We start from the raw sequence: 20,807 nt of genomic DNA, 5'->3' as shown, positions 1-20,807 counted from the left end.
ACCCGCTCCCACAGGGTTTTGCATCAGGGCATACACGACAAACCCCGCTTCGGCGGGGTTTGTATTTTTCAAGTCTGTAGTCTCTGTCGTTCAGGCCTGGCGTTTCTGCGCTTCCAGCTTTTCCAGCTCAGCCTTGTAGCTGTGAGCGTCGCTTTCGCGGTGGAACATGCCAACCAGTATGTCTTCTTGATGCACATCCCACAGGTGAACACCGTGGGCTACCAGCTGGTGGAACATACGTGAATCGTCGCGCTCAGTTACTTTGATAGTCATCTGCTTGCTCCAAATTCTGATGAGGTCCTGCGGCAAGGCGTCGCAGGACTTCTTTATAGAATCTGTTAGCTTCCTAAGTAAATAGCTGATTGTCGCGCTGTCATGTTGTTAAAAACTTAAAAACTCTGGAGCCCTTGTAATACGGGGTGTTTACAGTTTTGTTCATAAGTTTTATGAATAAAGTTTCATGTTTGTATCGTTCAGCGGGCCAAAAAAAACCTCGCCGAAGCGAGGTTTTTTGACGCTTACGGTTTAGTTGCCCTTGACCGTTTTGCCATTCACCGTGCCGTCCAGCAGCATGATGTTGTATTCCTTGCCGTCTTTTTCGACCTGACGCAGTTTGACCAGCAGCGAATCCCAGTTCTTGGCGAACCACATTTCCGTGATGCGCTTGTTCTGAGTTGGATCGCGTACGCGCTCAACCTTGATTGCGTCTACCTTGCCAGCCTTGGTTTCGACCACTTCAGGGCCGATCACGCGAAAGTCATAGGTGTCGACGTCGTTACCATCAACCACCTGGTAGCTCATGGATTTTTTACCGGCTTCTACATCACGCTGAAGCGCGAGCTGATAGGTGGACTTGTCGAGCATGCCAGTCAGCAACGGCACTTTGACTGCGTCGCCCTGGTCGGTGCCGGTGACCATTTTGGTCGCCCAGTCGAAATCCAGATCAATCTTTTTCGCTTTGCCCAGGCCACCACGTTCAAAGTGGTAGGTCAGCGGGATCAGCGTGTTTTTATCGATCTTGAGGGTGCTTTCCTCGTTCAGGCTGGCCACCAGCATCGACGCCTTGAAGTTCAAGGTCCAGATACCGTTGTCGCTCTTGGTCAGGCTGCGCTCGGCGGAACCGCTCATGGGCAGCTGTTTCCAGTCTGCGGTGTAGCTGGCCTTGAAAGGCTGGAGTTCGGCCGCCTGCACTGCTGGGATAGCCAGCAGGCTGAGGGCGAGAAGCAGGGCACGACGCATATATTCTCCTAGGTTCGTATCAAGTGGCCGCTGGCCGCGAGTAATTGACCGTCCAATAATGCGCCTTGCTCGTCAAGAGACAAGCGACCTTCGGCAAACCAGCGCACTGCAAGCGGATAAATCCGGTGTTCCTGGACGTGGACCCGTTGCGCCAGAGCGTGCGCAGAGTCGTCGGACTCTACCGGTATCACTGCCTGTACGACCAGAGGGCCGCCGTCGAGTTCCTCGGTCACAAAGTGAACGCTACAGCCGTGTTCGCGATCTCCTGCTTCCAGCGCGCGCTGATGCGTGTGCAAACCTTTGTATTTAGGCAGCAGCGAAGGGTGGATGTTAAGCAGGCGACCCTGATAGTGACGCACGAAATCGGCGCTGAGAATGCGCATGAAGCCGGCCAGTACCACCAGTTGCGGTTTGAATTCGTCGATGATCTTGATCAGTGCAGCATCGAAGGCCTCGCGGCCCTCGAATGCTTTGTGATCCAGTACGCGGGTATCGATACCCGCGTCTTTGGCGCGTTGCAAGCCGTAGGCATCTGCGCGGTTGGAGATAACCGCGCGGATGTTTGCCGGGCTGTCCTTGACGTCATTGCTGTCGATCAAGGCCTGCAAGTTGCTGCCGGTGCCGGAAAGCAGCACCACTACATCACAGGTATCAGGCATTAGTGCGCCTTGAGGTTTTGCAGCTCAACTTGTGGAGCGCCTTCGGCGGCCGTTGCGATCTGGCCGATGACCCACGGTTGCTCGCCTGCTTCACGCAGTACGTTCAGCGCGGTTTCAACGTCAGCCTGAGCCACGCATATCACCATGCCAACGCCGCAGTTCAGCACGCGGTGCATTTCGTTTTCGTCCACGTTGCCTTTTTCTTGCAACCAGTCGAATACAGCAGGGCGCTGCCAGCTGGCAACGTCAACAACTGCCTGGGCGCCTTTTGGCAGAACGCGCGGGATGTTGTCGAGCAGGCCACCACCGGTGATGTGGGCCATGGCTTTGACAACGCCGGTTTCCTTGATCAGCTTGAGCAACGGCTTGACGTAGATGCGGGTTGGCGCCATCAGCAGGTCGGTCAGCGGCTTGCCGTCGAGCTGGATGTTTTCGATGTCGGCACCGGACACTTCGATGATCTTGCGGATCAGCGAGTAGCCGTTGGAGTGCGGGCCCGAGGACGGCAGGGCGAGCAGGGCGTCGCCGGCAGCAACCTTGGAGCCGTCGATGATTTCGGATTTTTCGACAACACCCACGCAGAAGCCGGCCAGGTCGTAGTCTTCGCCTTCGTACATGCCAGGCATTTCAGCGGTTTCGCCGCCTACCAGCGAGCAGCCCGACAGTTCGCAGCCAGCGCCGATACCGGTAACCACTTGGGTCGCGGTTTCTACGTTGAGCTTGCCGGTGGCGTAGTAGTCGAGGAAGAACAGAGGCTCGGCGCCGCATACGATCAGGTCGTTGACGCACATGGCAACCAGGTCGATACCGATGCTGTCGTGCTTGTTCAGGTTCAGTGCCAGGCGCAGCTTGGTGCCAACGCCGTCAGTGCCGGAAACCAGAACAGGCTGCTTGTAGCCAGCCGGGATTTCGCAGAGGGCGCCAAAACCGCCGAGGCCGCCCATCACTTCCGGGCGTGCAGTGCGCTTGGCCACGCTCTTGATGCGTTCGACCAATGCTTCACCGGCGTCGATGTCTACACCGGCGTCTTTGTAGCTCAGGGATGGTTGCTTGCTCATAATCCAGGCCTTTAGGGGGGATTCGGGGGTATCGACCGAGTTCAGGGGGCAGGCTTGCAAGTGCTCATCGAGTGCGTCAGAGCATTTGCAGGGTGCCCGGCTGTTGCCGGTCTGCGAAGGCGCGCGATTTTATCAGGCTTGAAGGGCAGCGGCCATCCTCGGGCCGACAGGCAGGGTTATATCTGTCGAAAAAAACCTTTTTTAGTCGTACTTGGGTCTGTGCGCGGGCCTGTATAAGGTATAGCGAATTACTTTTGAGTTTTTATGACCGAATGAAAACTGCGGTACAGACGTGAATGATTTGGCTGTCGCCGTGTCAGAAGTCTGTTCGAGTGTTTTTATGGCGTCCTTTTAGGCTGCTTTTTGTGATCGGGAATCTTTCATGCGTCTGAGCCAATTTTTAGCCGTGGGCTGTTTGTCATTTTTTAGCCTGGCGAGTCATGCCGAAATCCTGACCGGCCTTTATCAAGTGCGTGAGCCGGTGGCCAGCCAGTCACCCGATGAACGTACCCAGGCCACGCAAAAGGCACTGGAAACCCTGGTGCTGCGTTTGACCGGGGATGCCAAGGCGATTCAAAACCCCGGGCTTGAGGCGATTCGCAAGGATCCCCAGCAGATCATCAGCCGGTACGGTTATGACGCTGGCCCCCCGGAAAGCCTGCAGGTGGATTTCGATCCGGTGAGCACTGACCGGGCGTTGCGCCAGGCCGGTTTGTCGATGTGGGGCAGTAATCGTCCTGCCTTGCTCGGCTGGTGGCTGAACGATTCGGTGGATGGTTCAAGCCTGGTGGGGGACGGTCAGTCCGTGGCAGAGCCCCTGCGCCGTGCCGCGCAGCACCGTGGGTTGCCATTGCGTTTGCCGCTGGCAGACCTGGGCGAACAGTTGGTAGGTACGGCTGAAAACCTTGAGGGCAGCAATCCTGCTCCTTTGAAGGATGCTTCCGAGCGTTACGGTGCCGATGCCTTGCTGGCCGTACATGCCCGTGAAGAGGACGGGCAGTGGAGCGCCAAGTGGCGGTTGTGGGTTGGCGATCAGCAGGAGCAGGGCAGTGCTCAGGCACCGGATCAGGCGGCGCTGGCCGATGCCGTGATGCTTGCGGTGAGCCAGCGTCTGGCGCCGCGTTATACGGTCAAGCCCGGTGTCTCGACGGAGCAGTTGCTTGAAGTGCAGGGCATGACGCTACCGCGCTATGCGCAACTGTGGCATTTGCTCGAACCTTTCGGCGCGCAACTAAAGAGCGTCGACGGTGATCGTAGTGTGTATCAGGTCAATGGCAGCGCCGAGCAACTGCGCTCGCAACTCGGGTTGGCGCAACTGCAGGAAGTACCGGCAGAACAGGCACCCGCAGTGACAAGTGCAGGCCAGGCGCTCGGTGTTGCTTCAGCGCCGGCGGCTCAGCTTCGGTTTCGCTGGTAGGTTGTTGTCTTCTTTATATAGGGATGGGGTGGCTCATGGCTGATTCGCGACGGTGGGTGTGGTGGGGCGTAGGGCTGGGGTTCGCCCTGTTTGTGTATTTTCTGCATCCGATACTCACGCCTTTTCTGGTCGCAATCGTCCTGGCCTATATGTTCGACCCTGTGGTTGATCGGTTGGAAAGAGCCGGGCTTTCAAGAACCTGGGGTACGGTCGCGGTCTTCGGGCTGTTAACTGTCATTATGATGACGCTGCTCCTGGTGTTGGTGCCGTTGCTGGCCAAACAGCTGTTGAAGCTTTATCAGTTGGCACCGCTGGTGCTTGACTGGTTGCAGCACACGGCCATGCCGTGGGTGCAGGCCAAGCTCGGCTTGAGTGACAGCTTCTGGAAGTTTGACAAGATCAAGGCGGCAATCACCGAGCACATGGGGCAGGCCACTGACATTGTCGGCATCGTCCTGTCCCAGGCAACGGCATCCAGCCTGGCCCTGATCGGCTTTCTGGCCAATCTGGTGCTGATTCCCGTAGTGGCGTTTTACCTGCTGAGAGACTGGAACATCATGATGGCCAAGATTCGCGGCTTGTTGCCGCGGGCTCGGGCCGATCAGATTGTGTCGCTGGCCAAGGAGTGTCACGACGTGCTCGGCGCGTTTGTGCGTGGCCAGTTGCTGGTGATGCTGGCGCTGGGGGTGATCTACTCGGCGGGCCTGATGTTTGTCGGCCTCGAGTTGGGGTTGTTGATCGGCCTGATGGCGGGGGTGGCGGCCATCGTGCCGTATATGGGCTTTATTGTCGGCATTGGTGCGGCGTTGATCGCCGGGCTGTTCCAGTTTGGCGGGGATCTGTACCCGATGCTCGGGATCGTGGCGGTGTTTATGGTCGGTCAGGCGCTCGAGGGTACGGTCCTTACACCCTTGCTGGTGGGGGACAAGATCGGTATGCATCCGGTGGCTGTGATCTTCGCGATTCTTGCGGGTGGCGAGCTGTTTGGCTTTACCGGTGTGTTGCTGGCACTGCCGGTGGCGGCGGTGATCATGGTGCTGGTGCGTCACTTGCAGGATATGTACAAGGACTCCCATGCCTATAAAGGCAGCGAAGACCCGGAGCTGTAACGTCCAGGCACTGTGAAGGGCGGGCTCACCGGGCAGGTGGTCCCGCCTTTTTCATGTGCGTCAGCAGCACCTTAATCGTCAGGAAAAGATCAAACAATCCAAGACCTTAACGCAAACCTTTGATTTTGCTCGTGGTCTGTTACATTGTGTGCCCGGTTACACGGGTATAAACTTTTAGAACTTTACACAGAGGCCACTAACAGTTCGCTTGAACTGTTCAGTCAGCATGAAACCGATTCAGCTGCCCCTAGGTGTGCGTCTGCGTGATGACGCAACCTTCATAAATTACTATCCAGGCGCCAATGCCGCTGCACTCGGCTATGTCGAGCGACTGTGCGAAGCCGACGCCGGCTGGACTGAAAGCCTGATCTATCTCTGGGGCAAGCAGGGCGTAGGCCGCACACACCTGCTACAGGCTGCCTGCCTGCGTTTTGAGCAGATGGGTGAGCCCGCGGTGTACTTGCCTCTGGCCGAGTTGCTGGATCGCGGCATTGAAATCCTCGATAACCTTGAGCAGTACGAACTGGTTTGTCTGGATGATCTCCAGGCGGTGGCCGGACGTGCCGACTGGGAAGAGGCACTGTTTCATCTGTTCAATCGCCTGCGTGACAGTGGGCGTCGTCTGCTGATTGCAGCGTCTACCTCGCCCCGTGAATTGCCCATCAAGCTGGCTGACCTCAAGTCCCGACTGACCCTGGCGCTGGTTTTTCAGATGCGTCCCTTGTCTGATGAAGACAAGTTGCGTGCCTTGCAATTGCGCGCATCGCGTCGCGGCCTGCACCTGACCGACGAAGTCGGGCATTTTATTCTCACGCGAGGCACTCGCAGCATGAGTGCGTTGTTTGATTTGCTCGAACGGCTCGATCAGGCATCCCTGCAAGCGCAACGCAAGTTGACGATCCCTTTCTTGAAAGAAACCCTGGGCTGGTAGCTCACCCCTTTAAAACTGCGGTCTGCAGCCTTTTTCGGCAGTTTTCAGGCGCCAGAAACCCTGCGCGGCTCAAGAGCTTTGTGCGCAAAATCTATTGTCAGGGGTGTAAAGCCTTAGATGTCACGACAAAACCATCAAGTCACATTTTGATCGATTGAATTTGCAAATGAGGATCATAGAGGGCATAGTCGCGGCTACTTTTCTTACAAGCCACGGTCGTGCCCATGCTAAAGCGCTTCGCACCCCTCGTGCCTCTCGCACTCGTTACCCTGTTGTTTGGCTGCGCTGCCCACACGCCAGTGTCGCAGCAAGTTGTCGATCATCAGGTTCAAAAGTCATCCTCGGTATCGCAATCTTCCGCTCTTTATCAGGAAGAACTGGCCACCGAAAAAGAACTGGCTGAATTTTCCGCCAACAGCAAGCCTTACCAGTTGCCCGCCCTGGCTGACAGCATCCTCGAGCGCGGTATGTCCCTGATCGGTACGCGTTACCGTTTTGGCGGCACCTCTGAGGCAGGCTTCGATTGCAGTGGCTTCATTGGTTATCTCTTCAAGGAAGAAGCCGGCATGCAATTGCCGCGCTCAACCCGCGAAATGATCAACGTAAAAGCACCGTTGGTCGCACGAAACAACCTCAAACCCGGTGATTTGCTGTTCTTCAGCACCAATGGTCGTGGCCGTGTAAGCCATGCCGGGATTTACCTGGGTGATGACCAGTTTATCCACTCCAGCAGCCGCCGCAGCGGTGGTGTTCGGATCGATAACCTGGGTGACAGCTACTGGAGCAAGACCTTTATTGAGGCCAAGCGCGCCCTGGCGATGGCTCCTGCGAGCGTAGTAGCCCGCAAGTAAAGTTAATGTCTTACTTGAAGTTTGGCTGCTAAGGGCTAGAATTCAGTCGCATTGTTAAATCCTTGAAGCCGCGAAGGTGTCCCCTCTCGCGGCTTCAGGTTTCGCGGCCAGAGTTGCCGTATCCAGAATCAGGAACATTCTGTTTATGTCGACCATGGCCCGCGTTGCCCTCTTGACCTTAGCAGCACTGCTCAGTGCCTGCGCCAGCCACCCGCCACCTGTTGCGGTGGTCAAAAAACCAGTCGTGTTTGCCAACCCTTATGAAGAAACCTCGCCGATTGCCGCCGACGTGCTTTTTCGTGCCTTGGGTCTGGTCGGCACGCCTTATCGCTGGGGTGGCAATACTCCGGATTCAGGTTTTGATTGCAGTGGTCTGATCAAGTACGTGTACAACGACGCAGCGGGCATTTCGTTGCCGCGCACGACCCGTGAAATGATCGTGATGCAGGCGCAGAATGTTGGCCAGGACAAGCTGCAAACCGGTGACTTGCTGTTTTTCGCCACCAACGGTGGTTCCCAGGTCAGCCATGCCGGGATCTACGTCGGTGAAGGCCGTTTTGTGCATGCACCGGCCACTGGCGGTACGGTCAAGCTGGACAGTCTCAATAAAGCCTATTGGCAAAAAGCCTATCTGAATGCCAAGCGCGTTTTGCCGACCGAGCAGCATCTGGCGCGTCTGCCGTAAACCCGAACCTGCAGTGGGAGCGGGCTTGCTCGCGATGGATACAGCGCGGTGTAACTGCCACGCCGCGGTGATCCAATCGCGAGCAAGCCCGCTCCCACTGTTTCATTTGCTGGTTGGCTTTGCCGACACCCGCCAAACCTTGTTGCCGACATCATCGGCCACCAGTAAATCTCCCTGTTTATCGATCACCACGCCCACGGGTCTGCCCATGGCTTTCTCGTCAGCGTTGAGAAAGCCGGTCAGTACATCAACCGGCATACCGGCGGGTTTTCCGTCGGCAAAGGGTACAAAAATCACTTTGTAGCCACTGTGCGGCTTGCGGTTCCAGGAACCGTGCTGGCCAATAAACGCGCCTTGGGTAAAGTCGGGCAGTTTGCTGCCTTCGGCAAAACTCAGCCCCAGGGATGCAGTGTGCGGGCCGACGGCATAGTCCGGTGCAATGGCTTTGGCGACCAGTTCCGGATTTTGCGGGTTGACCCGTACATCCACGTGCTGGCCGTAATAGCTGTAGGGCCAGCCATAGAAGCCGCCATCCTGAACTGAAGTGATGTAGTCGGGCACCAGGTCGCTGCCGATTTCGTCGCGCTCGTTTACCGCTGTCCAGAGCTTGCCGGTTTTGGGTTCCCAGTCCATGCCATTGGGGTTGCGCAGGCCCGAGGCGAAAATACGGTGGTTGCCGGTGGCGCGATCAACTTCCCAGATCGCGGCGCGGCCTTCTTCCTTGTCCATGCCGTTCTCGCCCACGTTGCTGTTGGAACCGACGGTGACATACAGCTTGGTGCCGTCAGGGCTGGCGATGACGTTTTTGGTCCAGTGATGGTTCAGTGGGCCGCCCGGTAAGTCGAGCACCTTGACCGGATTGGCTTTGATGCTGTTTTCGCCCGCCTGATAGGGGACGCGTAAAAGCTTGTCGGCGTCAGCGATATACAACTCGTCGCCCACCAGGCTCATGCCAAAAGGCGAGTTCAGATTGTCGAGAAAGACCGTGCGGGTTTCGGCCACGCCATCGTGGTCTGCATCGCGCAACAGGGTGATCCGGTTCGCGCTTGGCACTGCGGCCCCGGCGCGGGCCATCACCTTGTCTGCGATCCAGCCTTTGATCCCCTTGCTGTCATCCGGTTTGGGCGGTGCGTTGGTTTCTGCGACCAGCACATCGCCGTTGGGCAAGGCATAGAGCCAGCGCGGATGATCCAGGCCTTCGGCGAAGGCGGCGACCTCCAGGCCTTGGGCAGCAATGGGCGTGGCGCCATCAGCCCAATCGACCGCCGGGGCGATATTGACGGTGGGTATCAGGGTTTTGTTCGGTTCGGGTAATTTGGGCGAGGGGCCGGTGCCATCACTTACTTGCAGGGTCGACGACTCGCCGCAGGCAGCCAATCCTGCCGCAAGTACGATGACAATAGCGTGCTGGCGCTTGAGCATGTGAATCTCCATGAGGTTTTGGTCTTGTAAGTCATAGAGAAGCTTTGCGGGTTAAAGGTTCAGGCTGAATATCATGTCGCCAAGGCTGGCGGGGTATTAGTTTTTGATATCCGCGAGATAACCCGAACTCGTTGGGCATTATTGCCGACGGAGTTCATAAACCCTTCAAATGCAGCTATGAGGAGGGTAAGTCATGTTCCATTCAGCTAGAGGGAAAGTGATAGATAAAACAATTTTCGAACAGGTAGGGCAGTCAGTATCTGAGCGCGCTTTGCTTCATGACAGCGAAGGAACGCTGGATTGGTTCAGTTGGCAAATGCTGGCTGATCTGGATCTTTGGAGAATACCGGTGAGTTGTGAACTCGGTGGGTTGGGTGGAACCTGGGTCGAGTGTGCTGAGTGCTTGGATGAGGTGGCAAGGGAGTGTGAAGATCTAGGTTTCTTGATCACGAGCCTTGGTCATATTGGTTCCTTGCGACTGCTCTGCGATTACGGCACAGACGAGCAAAAACAGCGTTGGCTACCCCGGTTGTTGAGGGGGGATATTGCAGTCACCGCCATGACGGAAGCCAGTGGTGGGTCTGACCTGTCGAAAATGCAATTGGCTGCGGTCAAAGTGGGAAGCGGTTATCGGTTAAATGGCAAGAAAACCCATATTACGAATGCCCCTGTTGCAACAATGGGGCTTCTGGCGGGGCGTATTCCTGCCCTGGGAGTGAAAAAAGACATCACTCTATTTTTTATGGATCTGGATGTGCCAGGTGCCCGTATTGGTCCGGCAGAAAAAAATCTTGGACTTCGCACAAGTCCAACGGCAGATATTGAAGTCGGCAATGTCAGCATTGAAACAGGCAATATCATTGGTGCTCCAGGTGCGGGTTTAAAGATTCTGCATGGGATTATTTCTTTTGAGCGGGCACTGTATGGAATTATTGCCGCCGGTCTTATCGACAGCATGACTCGATCAGCCATGCAGCGCAGTATTTCCAGGCAGGCGTTTGGCCGTAATATTAGTCATTTCCAATACGTGCAGAGCAAGCTGGTGGGGATGAAGATGTCTTCGATTATCTGTCGAAGTTTGACCTATGAGGCCTTGCGGATGCTTGAAGAAAAAGAACCTGATGGGTCTTCTGTGTGTTCGTGCGTCAAATACCAAGCGGCAGAGCGTTTGATGGAGTCTGCGGATAGCCTGATGCAGATTTACGGTCACCTGGGTTATTCAGATCCGAAAATAGGAAAGTACGTGCGCGATGCTGCCGGTATGAAGATAGCGGGTGGAACCAATGACATACAAAAGGTGAATATATTCAATCAAATGTTAAGCCTATACACCGTCAGATAATACGTGTTCCCGCGCGGTAGGCGGTTGCGATGGCGAATGCCAACCTGGTTAGTCGTGCATCTGCGTGTTCGGGGAGTTTTATGAAAAGTTTGGACGACGGCAGGGGAGGCAGTTGTTCATTGGTGATCATGTAGAGCCCTTGTGCAATAGCATGGGTCGGCATCACGCCTATGCCCTTGCCAGAGGCAATGAAGTCTGAGAGCACGTTGTGCTCAATGGCCGAGCAGATAACGGTTGAGGCGTGATCGCGGGCGCCGAGTGCCTGTTGCGCGATCAACCGGATATGACTGCCTTCAGGAGGGAGGGCGAGAGCAATGGACGTGCCTTGATAGACAACGGTTCCGATTGCGGACACCCAGCTCAAGGGAACCGCTGCAATCTCAATACAGTCCGCAAGTTCTGTATGAAGAATAAAAGCCATATCCAGCTGACGCTGGTCGATCAGTTTTGACGCCTGATCCGACAGGACGCTCACAAAGTCATAATGGGTGGAAGCAATTGCAGTGTTGACGATTATCGTGCTGATCAAGTGTGGGTCGTAATGTTCAGGCAGACTTATTTTTAGCGCGTGCGGAGGAATGTCGCAGGTGAACAAGTTAACCAGGTCATCATTGAGTGTGAGTATTTTTAACGCGTATTCATAGACTTTCAACCCGGCAGGCGTTAAGCGGATTTCTTTGCCGCGCTCCAAAAGTTGAGTGTTGGTGAATTGTTCGAGTTTTTTTATTTGCAGGCTGATCGCAGATTGTGTTCGAAATAGTTGTTGTGCTGCTTTTGTGAACCCTTGTGCGTTGCTGACGTAAACCAGAGCTCGTAATAGATCGATGTCTATGTTGGTGAGTTTCATGGCTGCTTGCTACTGTTGGAAGATGAGTTCCTATTTTTTGTAAAGAAAGATTAGCGCGCAAGTAAGTGCTGTCTGCTTCCAGTGTAGGGCGCTTCTCGTCTCGTTTATAAGGTCAACTTGCAGGCTAAATCACGGGAGCAGAGCACTGCTGATAGCCGTTGAGGCTATCAGTGCAGTTCGACTCAAGGCCTTGTGCGTTGCCTGCTCAGGTTTAACGAGCTTGTAAAAATAGCCAAAAGAACGATTGTCATGCCTGTCAATTCAACGGCCGTTAGCGTTTCATTAAGAAATGACCATGAAAGTACAGTCGCGATGATCGGCTGCAGGAGCAACACAATTGAACTGAAAGAGGCGGACAGCCCTTTTAGCGAGACAGCGACAAGCAGTTGACCAAAGACCTGCCCGCATAGAACCAGAGTCAACAGCAAGCCCCAAGTGCTCAATGTCGAAGGCCAGGGAGCACCTGACAAAATGAATGCGGGCAGCAAAATCAGGCTGCACCCCGTGGTGATAGACAGCATGATTACGGACGATGGGCAGTTATAAACGCGTACTTTTTTGATGGTTACGATGTAGGCCGCGTAAAAAAACGCGGCCAGCAAGGACAGTGCCTCTCCCCAATAGTCGCGGTTGACGGGTTTGTCCATCAGGCAAAGTACATACATGCCGCTCATGGCCAACAACAAGCATCCCACCTCCTGCAACTTGGGCTTTTCAACAATGCCGGCCAATCCCATCAGTACGATGTAGAAGGGGGCGCAGTTAGTCAGCAGTGTTGCAATAGCCACGTCTGTGCGCCGGATGGCGAAGTGCATGACAGTCAGGTCAGCGGAGAAAAATACTATCGCCAACAGGATCAACCAACCAAAGCGTTTGTCCTTGGGGCGCAGCGAGGTTTTTCCATGTTTGAAAAAGCAAAGCATTGCCATGAACGGTATTGCCAGAAGCACTCGGTAAAATGCAGAAACCTCAGCGTCAAAGGGCAGGGCTTTGACGGTCACCGGTGCGATGCCCAATAAAGAAGCCCCCGTCACCAATACTATGATCAGTGAGCCTTTCTCGGGCAGTGCATAGGTGCCCCTCATGTATGTCTCCCGGCAATCTTGTTACAGATACGTTTTTCAAAAAAAGTGCGATCAACAATCGCCCTCGTGTGTGTGCCCTCCAAAATGGATTCAGTGCCATCTGTGGCCTGAATATCAAACACGATGCGTTTTGTCGTGGCGCTTACGACTGTGGCGCAGATGTGCACAGTGAAACCCTCCGGGGTCGGGGCCAGGTGCCTGTTGTTGTGTGCTGTGCCCAGGGTCATGCAGGCAGGGTCGATAAGCCCCTCCAGAGCTTTCATTGCAGCCAGTTCTGCCAGCCACAAGAGAATGGGCGTAGCCAATACTGGCGTGTCATTTTTCCAATGCGAGGCCAGATCTGTTGGCAACACGGTATGCACAATGACACCGGATTTTCCGATCAGGTCAGGCATAGACCGACGCCTTTTTTAAAACGTCAGGAGCGCTGTAAACGACCTCATTCAATAATGACAACATTTCATCCAGGGCATCCGCGGGGGTATTGAGCGGGGCCGCAAATATCAATGCATCACCGTGTTCGGAGGCTGCGAATCCGCTACTGGGATAGAGGTTCAGCCCTTTTGAAAATGCATGGTTCACGAGCCTTTGTGCGATTGCCGACGTTTTCTCAAAGGTCTTCTTCCCGGTTTTCTCTTTGACAATTTCCATGCCCCAGAACATACCCTTGCCACGTATGTCGGCTATCAAGGGGGAGTTAGCCAAGTAGTTGCGCAAATGCGGCTCAATGATCAATTCGCGCTCTGCGGATAACGTCACTAACGCCTCGTTCTCAATGACATCCAGTACCGCGTTGGCCACTGCCGCACCAATGGGATGGTTTGAGTGGGTATGGCCATGGGAGAAAATGCCGGAGCCCGATTCAATGGCCTCTTTGATGGCGGGGCAAACGAGTACGCCGCAAATCGGGAAGTAACCTGCATTCAAGCCTTTGCCCACAATGCAGATATCGGCCTGGACGTTGCCATGTTCAATGGCCAGCCATTTACCCGTTCTACCCATTGCTGTGAGTACTTCATCGGCAATCAGCAGGATGTTGTGGCGGTTGCAGATTGCGCGAATTGCTTCGAGGTAGCCCGTAGGGGGGACAATGGCCGCACCGGAAGCACCAGTGATGGGCTCTATCAGCACCGCTGCAATATGGTCGCTGCCTACTTCGCCCAGTTGGGTTTGCAGAGCATGGGCGCAGGCGAGTTGGCAGGTGTCAGGCGTTTTGCCATAGGGGCATCGATAGCAATAAGGCGTTGGCAGTGTAGGACGCTCTGCCGGGCTGCAAACACCCCGGCGGCGAGGCCAGTGGCCGGAAAGAGACAGAGTCGCTTTTGTTGAGCCGTGATAACTGATAGTCCTGCTCAAAATATGCTTTTTTTGCCCCAGCCCTTTTTCATCCCAGTATTGAACTGCCATGCGACACGCGGTTTCCACGGCTTCTGAGCCGCTGTTGACCAAGAAAGCACCGCCATAGCCCAGTTTATCGCACAGGCGGGCGGCAAGTTGCTCTGCCTGGACGTTGAGAAACTGTGTGCGATAGGTCGCGCTCAGTTGCTGTGCCTGTACGAGCATTTTGTCGATGATATGGGGGTGGCCGTAACCAAGAGAGCAGGAGATGGCTCCTGAACAGGCATCAAGTATTCGTCTGCCGTCATCGGTATAAATCACACAGCCTTCGCCACGACTTGCCATCGGCAACACACGGCGCACATCAGGTTTTATCAGGTGCATGGCCTTAACCTGTTTTTATTATTGGGTCTATGGAGTATTCACGGCCGTGTCTCGCCGTAAAATGAGTTTTTCTTGTGGGATGATTGGAAGTAATCATCGCGCTTTTTGGCGTGAACACTGACGGGCTTTAATTGACGCTCCCCCCCCAACCCTCTAACCTTCGCGGCTTGTTTCAGGTGCTCGGCAACGTAACGTTGGTCGAGTGAAACAGGGAAGCCGGTGAGGGCGTGTTTGTCCTGCACAACCGCCATGATCCCGGCGCTGCCCCCGCAACGGTAAACGAGTCAATGCCACGCCAACTGCCACTGTGATTGCTCACGGGAAGGCGCGTGGACAAGGGCGCTCTGTACAGGGCCGTCCGCTTGTGAGCCCGGAGACCGGCCTGATCCATCCACCACTCTCGCGGCGGGCGATGCAGTGTGTTTTTTATGAATTCCCCCCCCGCCTCCCGTTTGCATCATTGAGCCCCAACGGAGAGCTGCCATGAACGAATCCCCCGAACGCGACGAACGTCATCAGGCGCGCATGCTGCGTAAAAAAGCCGTCATGGATGAGCGCATTGCCAGCTCGCCCAATGAGTGCGGGCTACTGCTGGTGTTGACCGGCAATGGCAAAGGCAAGAGCAGTTCCGCTTTTGGCATGCTGGCACGGGCCATGGGCCACGGCATGCAGTGCGGCGTGGTGCAGTTCATCAAAGGTCGCAACAGCACCGGCGAGGAGATCTTCTTCCGCCGCTTCCCCGAGCAGGTGCGTTATCACGTGATGGGTGAAGGCTTTACTTGGGAAACCCAGGATCGCCAACGCGATATCGCGGCCGCCGAAGCCGCCTGGGAAGTATCCCGCGAGATGCTGCGTGACCCGTCCATCGGGCTGGTTGTACTGGATGAGCTGAACATCGCGCTCAAACACGGCTACCTGGACCTTGAGCAGGTGCTCGCCGACCTGCAAGCCCGTCCGCCAATGCAGCATGTGCTGGTCACCGGGCGTGGCGCCAAACCTGAACTGATAGACCTGGCCGACACCGTGACTGAAATGGGTGTGGTCAAACACGCATTCCAGGCCGGGATCAAAGCCCAGAAAGGCATCGAATTGTGAGTGTTCAAGCATGAGAGAGTCGCGTCATTGCCCGGCGGTGTTGATCGCCGCACCGGCCTCCGGTCAGGGCAAGACCACCGTTACCGCCGCCTTGGCCCGATTGCATCGCAATCAGGGGCGCAAGGTGCGGGTGTTTAAATGTGGACCGGATTTTCTGGACCCGATGATTCTGGAGCGCGCCAGCGGTGCGCCGGTTTATCAGGTGGATTTGTGGATGGTGGGCGCGGATGAAAGTCGCCGCCTGCTGTGGGAAGCCGCTGGTGAAGCGGACCTGATCCTGATCGAAGGCGTGATGGGTCTGTTCGACGGTACACCTTCCAGCGCCGACCTGGCGCGCCATTTTGGCGTCCCGGTGCTGGGTGTGATTGATGGCACCGCAATGGCCCAGACCTTTGGTGCGCTGGCCCTGGGCCTGGCCCGCTATCAACCGGACCTCCCGTTTGCCGGGGTGCTGGCCAACCGGGTTGGCACAGTGCGTCATGCACAGTTGCTCGAAGGCAGCCTGACCGAAGGCCTGCGCTGGTACGGCGCGTTGTCTCGCGAGACCGGGATCGAGTTGCCGAGTCGACACTTGGGGCTGGTTCAGGCGAGTGAGCTGAACGACCTGGATGCGCGTCTCGACGCGGCAGCCAATGCCCTGGCCAGCACCTGTGAGGTAGCGCTGCCACCCGCCGTTGAATTTGCAGCGCCCGAGCCTGTGCTGGTCGAGCCATTGTTGGCCGGGGTTCGGATTGCCGTGGCCCGGGATGAAGCCTTTGCCTTCACCTATGGTGCGAGTCTGGATCTGCTGCGGGCGATGGGAGCCGAGCTGGTGTTTTTCTCGCCGATTCGCGATGTCCGCCTGCCAGAAGCTGACAGCCTTTATTTGCCGGGCGGTTATCCCGAGTTGCATCACCTTGAGCTGTCGCGCAATACACCGATGCTGGAGGCGATTCGCGCCCATCACGCAGCCGGTAAACCGTTGCTGGCCGAATGTGGCGGCATGCTTTATCTGCTCGACGCCTTGACCGATGTCGACGGTCAGCGTGCCGAGCTGGTGGGTTTGCTGACGGGGGAGGCGACGATGCAAAAGCGTCTGGCCGCGTTGGCATTGCAATCGGTGGACATGCCCGAGGGGCTGCTGCGTGGTCACACTTACCATCACTCGCTGACCAGCACTGAGCTTGAACCTGTTGCCCGTGGCCTGAGCCCCAATGGCGGGCGCGGTGCCGAAGCGGTGTATCGCGAAGGGCGGATGACCGCTTCTTACGTGCACTTCTACTTTCCGTCCAATCCTCAGGCGATTGCTGCGCTGTTTGCGCCGTGCGCTGTGACGGCGCCATGACCGATAACGCCTTTAGTCCTGAAGAACGCGCAGCGGTGTACCGCGCCATCGCCGAGCGCCGCGATATGCGGCACTTCAGCGGTGGCAGTGTGGCACCTGAACTGTTGTCGCGTTTGCTTGAGGCGGCGCATCAGGCCCCGAGTGTGGGGCTGATGCAGCCGTGGCGGTTTATCCGCATCACTGACCGGGAACTGCGAGGCAGGATTCAGGGCCTGGTCGAGGCCGAGCGGGTACGGACCGCCGAGGCGCTGGGCCAGCGCTCCGATGAATTCATGACGCTCAAGGTTGAAGGCATCCAGGACTGTGCCGAGGTGCTGGTGGCGGCGTTGATGGATGACCGTGAAAAGCATATTTTTGGTCGACGTACCCTGCCGGAAATGGACATGGCGTCGTTGTCGTGTGCCATTCAAAACCTGTGGCTGGCAGCACGTGTAGAAGGCTTGGGCATGGGGTGGGTGTCGTTGTTCGAGCCTGAGGCGCTGGCGAGCTTGCTGGGGTTGCCCCCGGGAGCCAAACCTCTGGCAGTGTTGTGCCTGGGCCCGGTCGAGGCTTTTTATCCCGCGCCCATGCTGGTGCTGGAAGGGTGGGCGCAAGCACGCCCACTGAGTGAACTGGTGTATGAGAATTATTGGGGAGTGAGTCCATGAGTGTGGCGTTGTTGTGCGTCGCCGGAGTGGCGCTGGATGCGCTGTTTGGCGAGCCCAAGCGCTGGCATCCGCTGGTTGCGTTTGGCCGAATGGCCGAGCGTATCGAACAGCGGTTCAATTCCGGCGGACGTGGCTGGCGCAGTCATGGTGTGACGGCCTGGGTGCTGGCAGTGTTGCCGCTGACGATCCTTGCAACGGCGCTTTCATGGCTGCCGTATATCGGCTGGCTGGTGGAAATTCTGGCGCTGTATTGTGCGCTGGGCATGCGCAGTCTCGGTGAGCACGTGCAGCCGGTTGCCGAGGCATTGCGTGCCAACGATCTGGAAGAGGCACGGACCCGGGTCGGCTATCTGGTCAGTCGCCAAACCAGCGAGCTGGACCCCACTGAAGTTGCCCGTGCGGCCACTGAATCTGTGCTGGAAAACGGCAGTGATGCTGTCTTTGCCACTATTTTCTGGTTTGTCGTGGCGGGAGCGCCGGGCGTGGTGCTCTATCGTTTGAGCAATACGCTGGACGCGATGTGGGGCTATCGCAACGAACGCTTTGAGCGCTTTGGCTGGGCTGCTGCCCGTATCGACGATGTTCTTAACTATATTCCGGCAAGGCTGGTTGCGTTGACCTACGCCGTATTGGGTAAAACCCGACTGGCCTTGAAATGCTGGCGCAAGCAGGCACCTCAGTGGGACAGTCCCAACGCAGGCCCGGTCATGGCCGCAGGCGCAGGGGCCCTGGGTGTGGAACTGGGTGGGCCGGCGATTTATCACGGCGAACTGCATGAGCGTGCGCAATTGGGCGAAGGCGTTCCAGCGGATGCGGACTCGATTGGTCGTGGCTGGCAACTGGTGCAACGTGGCGTATGGCTGTGGCTATTGATTCTGTGTGCGTGGAGTGAATTCTATGCTTGAACACGGCGGGCGTTTACGCAAAGCGGCGTTGCACTACGGCATTGACGAGGCTGACTGGCTGGATTTGTCCACTGGCCTTGCGCCCTGGCCTTTTGATATCCCGCAGATACCCGAGCGTGTCTGGGCGCGTTTGCCTGAAACCGACGATGGCCTTGAGCAAGCTGCCTGCGCCTATTACGGCGCATTGAGTGTGTTGCCGGTCCCGGGCTCGCAGTGCGCAATCCAGTTGCTGCCGCGCCTGCGCCGCAGTGGCAAGGTCGGTGTGCTGTCGCCGTGTTACGCCGAGCATGCGCATGCCTGGAGGCAAAGCGGGCACATCGTGCGTGAAATCATGGAGCAGGAAGTCGATTTCTACCTCGACACCCTGGATGTGCTGGTGGTGGTCAACCCCAACAACCCTACCGGGGTTAGGCACACGCCAGAGCGTCTGCTTGAATGGCATGCGCGGCTTGTGCAACGCGGTGGCTGGCTGGTGGTGGACGAAGCCTTCATGGACAACACACCCGCGTTCGGCCTGGCCGGGCACACCCAGCGTACCGGGTTGATCGTGTTGCGTTCATTCGGCAAGTTTTTTGGTCTGGCCGGGGTGCGGCTGGGTTTTGTGCTGGCCGAGCAAAAATTGCTCAAGTTGCTGGCCGAGCAAGTCGGGCCCTGGGCGGTGAGCGGACCGACACGTATTGTCGGCCAGGCCTGCCTGCTGGACACCGAAGGCCATGCTCGCCAGCGCGAGCGCAGTGAACTGGCCAGCGGGCGGCTGGAGCGATTGCTGGGGCTGCATGATTTGCCGCCCCAGGGCGGCTGCGCGTTGTTCCAGTGGTTGATCACGCCCCACGCCGACCGCCTTTACGAATTCATGGCGCACCGCGGCATTTTGCTGCGCCTGTTTGCCCACAACAGCAGCGTGCGTTTTGGCCTGCCCGCCGATGAGGCTGACTGGCAGCGGCTCGAGCTGGCGCTGACGGCGTACACCAAGGAAACCACATGAGTACGTTGATGGTGCAGGGCACCACTTCCGATGCTGGCAAAAGCACGCTGGTGACGGCCCTGTGTCGCTGGCTGACCCGCCAGGGTGTAGCGGTGGTGCCGTTCAAGCCACAGAACATGGCGCTCAACAGTGCGGTGACTGCCGAGGGTGGCGAGATTGGCCGCGCTCAGGCGGTGCAGGCCCAGGCCGCCGGATTGGCGCCGCACACGGACATGAATCCGGTGCTGCTCAAGCCCAATAGCGACACCGGTGCCCAAGTGATCATTCATGGTCGTGCCGTCACCAGCATGAATGCGGTGGCGTATCACGACTACAAGGCCATTGCCATGCAAGCGGTATTGGCCTCCCATCAGCGTTTGAGTGCCGCGTATCCGGTGGTGATGGTCGAGGGTGCGGGCTCGCCTGCCGAGATCAATCTGCGGGCCGGTGATATTGCCAACATGGGCTTTGCCGAAGCGGTTGACTGCCCGGTGGTGTTGATTGCCGATATCAATCGCGGCGGGGTGTTTGCCCATCTGGTCGGTACCCTGGAGTTGCTGTCCGAGACCGAGCAGGCACGGGTCAAGGGTTTCATCATCAACCGCTTTCGCGGTGATATCGCCTTGCTACAGCCTGGCCTCGACTGGCTGGAGCAGCGTACCGGCAAACCGGTGATCGGCGTGTTGCCCTATGTGATGGACCTGCATCTTGAGGCCGAGGACGGCATCGATCAGCGTCAGACCGACAAGGTCGAGCAAGTGCTCAAAGTGGTGGTGCCGGTACTGCCGCGTATCAGTAATCACACCGACTTCGACCCGCTGCGCCTGCATCCGCAAGTTGACCTGCAATTTGTGGGGCCGGGGCAACCGATTCCTCCTGCAGACTTGATCATCCTGCCGGGCTCCAAGAGCGTGCGCAGCGACCTGGCGTACTTGCGTACCAATGGCTGGGAAGGGGCCATCAGCCGGCATCTGCGTTACGGCGGAAAGCTGCTGGGGATTTGCGGCGGCTTGCAGATGCTCGGCGAGCAGGTTCACGACCCGCTGGGCCTTGAAGGCGCAGCGGGTTCCAGTGCCGGATTGGGCTTGCTGGCGTTTAGCACCGAGCTTGCAGCCGAGAAACAGCTGCGCAATGTGCGCGGACATCTGGTCCTGGAAAACGCGCCAGTCAGCGGCTACGAAATCCACGCGGGCGTAACCACGGGGGCGGCTCTGGAGCAGCCTGTGGTGCACCTGGATGACGGGCGCTGTGATGGCGCGCAAAGTGCGGACGGGCAAATTCTCGGCACCTACCTGCATGGTGTGTTCGAGTCGCCTGCGGCTTGCAGCGCGTTGCTGCGTTGGGCCGGTTTGCAGGATGTGCAAGAAGTGGACTACCACGCTCTTCGCGAACGGGATATCGAGCGGCTGGCGGATCTGGTGGAAAACCATCTGGATACCGCCTGCCTGCGAGCGTTGTGCGGGATTTGAGATTCATGGCGTCAATGGCCGCTAGAGGTTTAACAC

The 20,807-nt window shown here is 57.1% G+C and carries 21 protein-coding genes and 1 riboswitch; of the genes, 12 read left to right on the top strand and 9 right to left on the bottom strand.

Annotated features, from left to right (window positions below):
• Window positions 1-90 precede the first annotated feature (90 nt).
• From KO536_RS00380 to purM, 4 genes are all read right to left on the bottom strand, one after another.
• Window positions 91-273: a hypothetical protein gene (locus tag KO536_RS00380; protein ID WP_016779856.1), complete on the bottom strand. Its 183-nt coding sequence runs from the start codon at window positions 271-273 to the stop codon at window positions 91-93.
• Window positions 274-525: 252 nt separating this feature from the next.
• Window positions 526-1,239 carry a DUF3108 domain-containing protein gene (locus tag KO536_RS00375; RefSeq protein WP_133075750.1) on the bottom strand — a complete coding sequence of 238 codons (714 nt, stop codon included), beginning with the start codon at window positions 1,237-1,239 and terminating at the stop codon, window positions 526-528.
• 8 nt (window positions 1,240-1,247) lie between these two features.
• On the bottom strand, window positions 1,248-1,898 hold the full coding sequence (gene purN, locus KO536_RS00370) for a phosphoribosylglycinamide formyltransferase (protein WP_133075749.1): 651 nt from the start codon (window positions 1,896-1,898) through the stop codon (window positions 1,248-1,250).
• Window positions 1,898-2,956: a phosphoribosylformylglycinamidine cyclo-ligase gene (gene purM / locus KO536_RS00365; RefSeq protein WP_019827729.1), complete on the bottom strand. Its 1,059-nt coding sequence runs from the start codon at window positions 2,954-2,956 to the stop codon at window positions 1,898-1,900. The genes purN and purM overlap by 1 nt, the downstream gene beginning before the upstream one ends.
• Before the next feature lie 382 nt (window positions 2,957-3,338).
• Between purM and KO536_RS00360 the strand changes: the two genes are divergently transcribed.
• From KO536_RS00360 to KO536_RS00340, 5 genes are all read left to right on the top strand, one after another.
• Window positions 3,339-4,373: a DUF2066 domain-containing protein gene (locus KO536_RS00360; RefSeq protein ID WP_219260733.1), complete on the top strand. Its 1,035-nt coding sequence runs from the start codon at window positions 3,339-3,341 to the stop codon at window positions 4,371-4,373.
• A gap of 35 nt (window positions 4,374-4,408) precedes the next feature.
• Entirely contained in the window at window positions 4,409-5,482 is a 1,074-nt protein-coding gene (locus KO536_RS00355; RefSeq protein WP_133075747.1) for an AI-2E family transporter, read from the top strand.
• A 226-nt stretch (window positions 5,483-5,708) separates the two neighbouring features.
• Entirely contained in the window at window positions 5,709-6,413 is a 705-nt protein-coding gene (hda, locus tag KO536_RS00350) for a DnaA regulatory inactivator Hda (RefSeq protein WP_019827725.1), read from the top strand.
• A 224-nt stretch (window positions 6,414-6,637) separates the two neighbouring features.
• Entirely contained in the window at window positions 6,638-7,264 is a 627-nt protein-coding gene (locus KO536_RS00345) for a C40 family peptidase (protein WP_133075745.1), read from the top strand.
• Window positions 7,265-7,409: 145 nt separating this feature from the next.
• Window positions 7,410-7,949 (top strand): C40 family peptidase, encoded by a 540-nt coding sequence (locus KO536_RS00340; protein WP_133075744.1) that lies wholly within the window; start codon window positions 7,410-7,412, stop codon window positions 7,947-7,949.
• 102 nt (window positions 7,950-8,051) lie between these two features.
• Here the strand turns inward: KO536_RS00340 and KO536_RS00335 are convergent, their stop codons facing one another.
• The gene (locus KO536_RS00335) at window positions 8,052-9,371 is read right to left on the bottom strand and encodes a sorbosone dehydrogenase family protein (RefSeq protein ID WP_219260731.1); all 1,320 of its coding nucleotides are present in this window, start codon (window positions 9,369-9,371) and stop codon (window positions 8,052-8,054) included.
• A gap of 193 nt (window positions 9,372-9,564) precedes the next feature.
• Between KO536_RS00335 and KO536_RS00330 the strand changes: the two genes are divergently transcribed.
• Window positions 9,565-10,713 carry an acyl-CoA dehydrogenase family protein gene (locus KO536_RS00330; protein ID WP_219260730.1) on the top strand — a complete coding sequence of 383 codons (1,149 nt, stop codon included), beginning with the start codon at window positions 9,565-9,567 and terminating at the stop codon, window positions 10,711-10,713.
• Here KO536_RS00330 and KO536_RS00325 read toward each other — a convergent pair.
• The 4 genes from KO536_RS00325 to KO536_RS00310 form a co-directional block, all read right to left on the bottom strand.
• Complete coding sequence (locus KO536_RS00325) at window positions 10,706-11,560, bottom strand: LysR family transcriptional regulator (RefSeq protein WP_219260728.1); 855 nt, start codon at window positions 11,558-11,560, stop codon at window positions 10,706-10,708. The genes KO536_RS00330 and KO536_RS00325 overlap by 8 nt on opposite strands.
• Before the next feature lie 182 nt (window positions 11,561-11,742).
• Complete coding sequence (locus KO536_RS00320) at window positions 11,743-12,645, bottom strand: DMT family transporter (RefSeq protein WP_219260727.1); 903 nt, start codon at window positions 12,643-12,645, stop codon at window positions 11,743-11,745.
• Window positions 12,642-13,040 (bottom strand): thioesterase family protein, encoded by a 399-nt coding sequence (locus KO536_RS00315; RefSeq protein ID WP_219260725.1) that lies wholly within the window; start codon window positions 13,038-13,040, stop codon window positions 12,642-12,644. Before KO536_RS00315 ends, KO536_RS00320 begins: the two co-directional genes overlap by 4 nt.
• Entirely contained in the window at window positions 13,033-14,367 is a 1,335-nt protein-coding gene (locus KO536_RS00310) for an aminotransferase class III-fold pyridoxal phosphate-dependent enzyme (RefSeq protein ID WP_219260723.1), read from the bottom strand. Before KO536_RS00310 ends, KO536_RS00315 begins: the two co-directional genes overlap by 8 nt.
• 157 nt (window positions 14,368-14,524) lie before the next feature.
• Window positions 14,525-14,768: riboswitch (cobalamin riboswitch) on the top strand.
• Between the two features lie 82 nt (window positions 14,769-14,850).
• Between KO536_RS00310 and cobO the strand changes: the two genes are divergently transcribed.
• Genes cobO through KO536_RS00280 form a run of 6 tightly spaced genes read left to right on the top strand, consistent with a single transcriptional unit; the run spans window position 14,851 to window position 20,771 of the window.
• On the top strand, window positions 14,851-15,462 hold the full coding sequence (cobO, locus tag KO536_RS00305; protein ID WP_016779866.1) for a cob(I)yrinic acid a,c-diamide adenosyltransferase: 612 nt from the start codon (window positions 14,851-14,853) through the stop codon (window positions 15,460-15,462).
• Between the two features lie 10 nt (window positions 15,463-15,472).
• Complete coding sequence (locus KO536_RS00300) at window positions 15,473-16,786, top strand: cobyrinate a,c-diamide synthase (protein WP_133075742.1); 1,314 nt, start codon at window positions 15,473-15,475, stop codon at window positions 16,784-16,786.
• Window positions 16,783-17,433 carry a 5,6-dimethylbenzimidazole synthase gene (bluB, locus tag KO536_RS00295; protein WP_133075741.1) on the top strand — a complete coding sequence of 217 codons (651 nt, stop codon included), beginning with the start codon at window positions 16,783-16,785 and terminating at the stop codon, window positions 17,431-17,433. The genes KO536_RS00300 and bluB overlap by 4 nt, the downstream gene beginning before the upstream one ends.
• On the top strand, window positions 17,430-18,338 hold the full coding sequence (gene cbiB / locus KO536_RS00290; protein WP_219260721.1) for an adenosylcobinamide-phosphate synthase CbiB: 909 nt from the start codon (window positions 17,430-17,432) through the stop codon (window positions 18,336-18,338). The genes bluB and cbiB overlap by 4 nt, the downstream gene beginning before the upstream one ends.
• On the top strand, window positions 18,331-19,323 hold the full coding sequence (gene cobD / locus KO536_RS00285) for a threonine-phosphate decarboxylase CobD (protein ID WP_219260719.1): 993 nt from the start codon (window positions 18,331-18,333) through the stop codon (window positions 19,321-19,323). Before cbiB ends, cobD begins: the two co-directional genes overlap by 8 nt.
• A complete protein-coding gene (locus KO536_RS00280) occupies window positions 19,320-20,771 on the top strand; it encodes a cobyric acid synthase (protein ID WP_219260717.1) in 1,452 nt (483 codons plus the stop codon). The genes cobD and KO536_RS00280 overlap by 4 nt, the downstream gene beginning before the upstream one ends.
• Window positions 20,772-20,807: the final 36 nt, after the last annotated feature.

Source organism: Pseudomonas sp. NKUCC02_KPG (genome assembly GCF_019345465.1).
Lineage (GTDB): Bacteria > Pseudomonadota > Gammaproteobacteria > Pseudomonadales > Pseudomonadaceae > Aquipseudomonas.
This window is presented reverse-complemented; position numbering and strand designations above follow the sequence as displayed.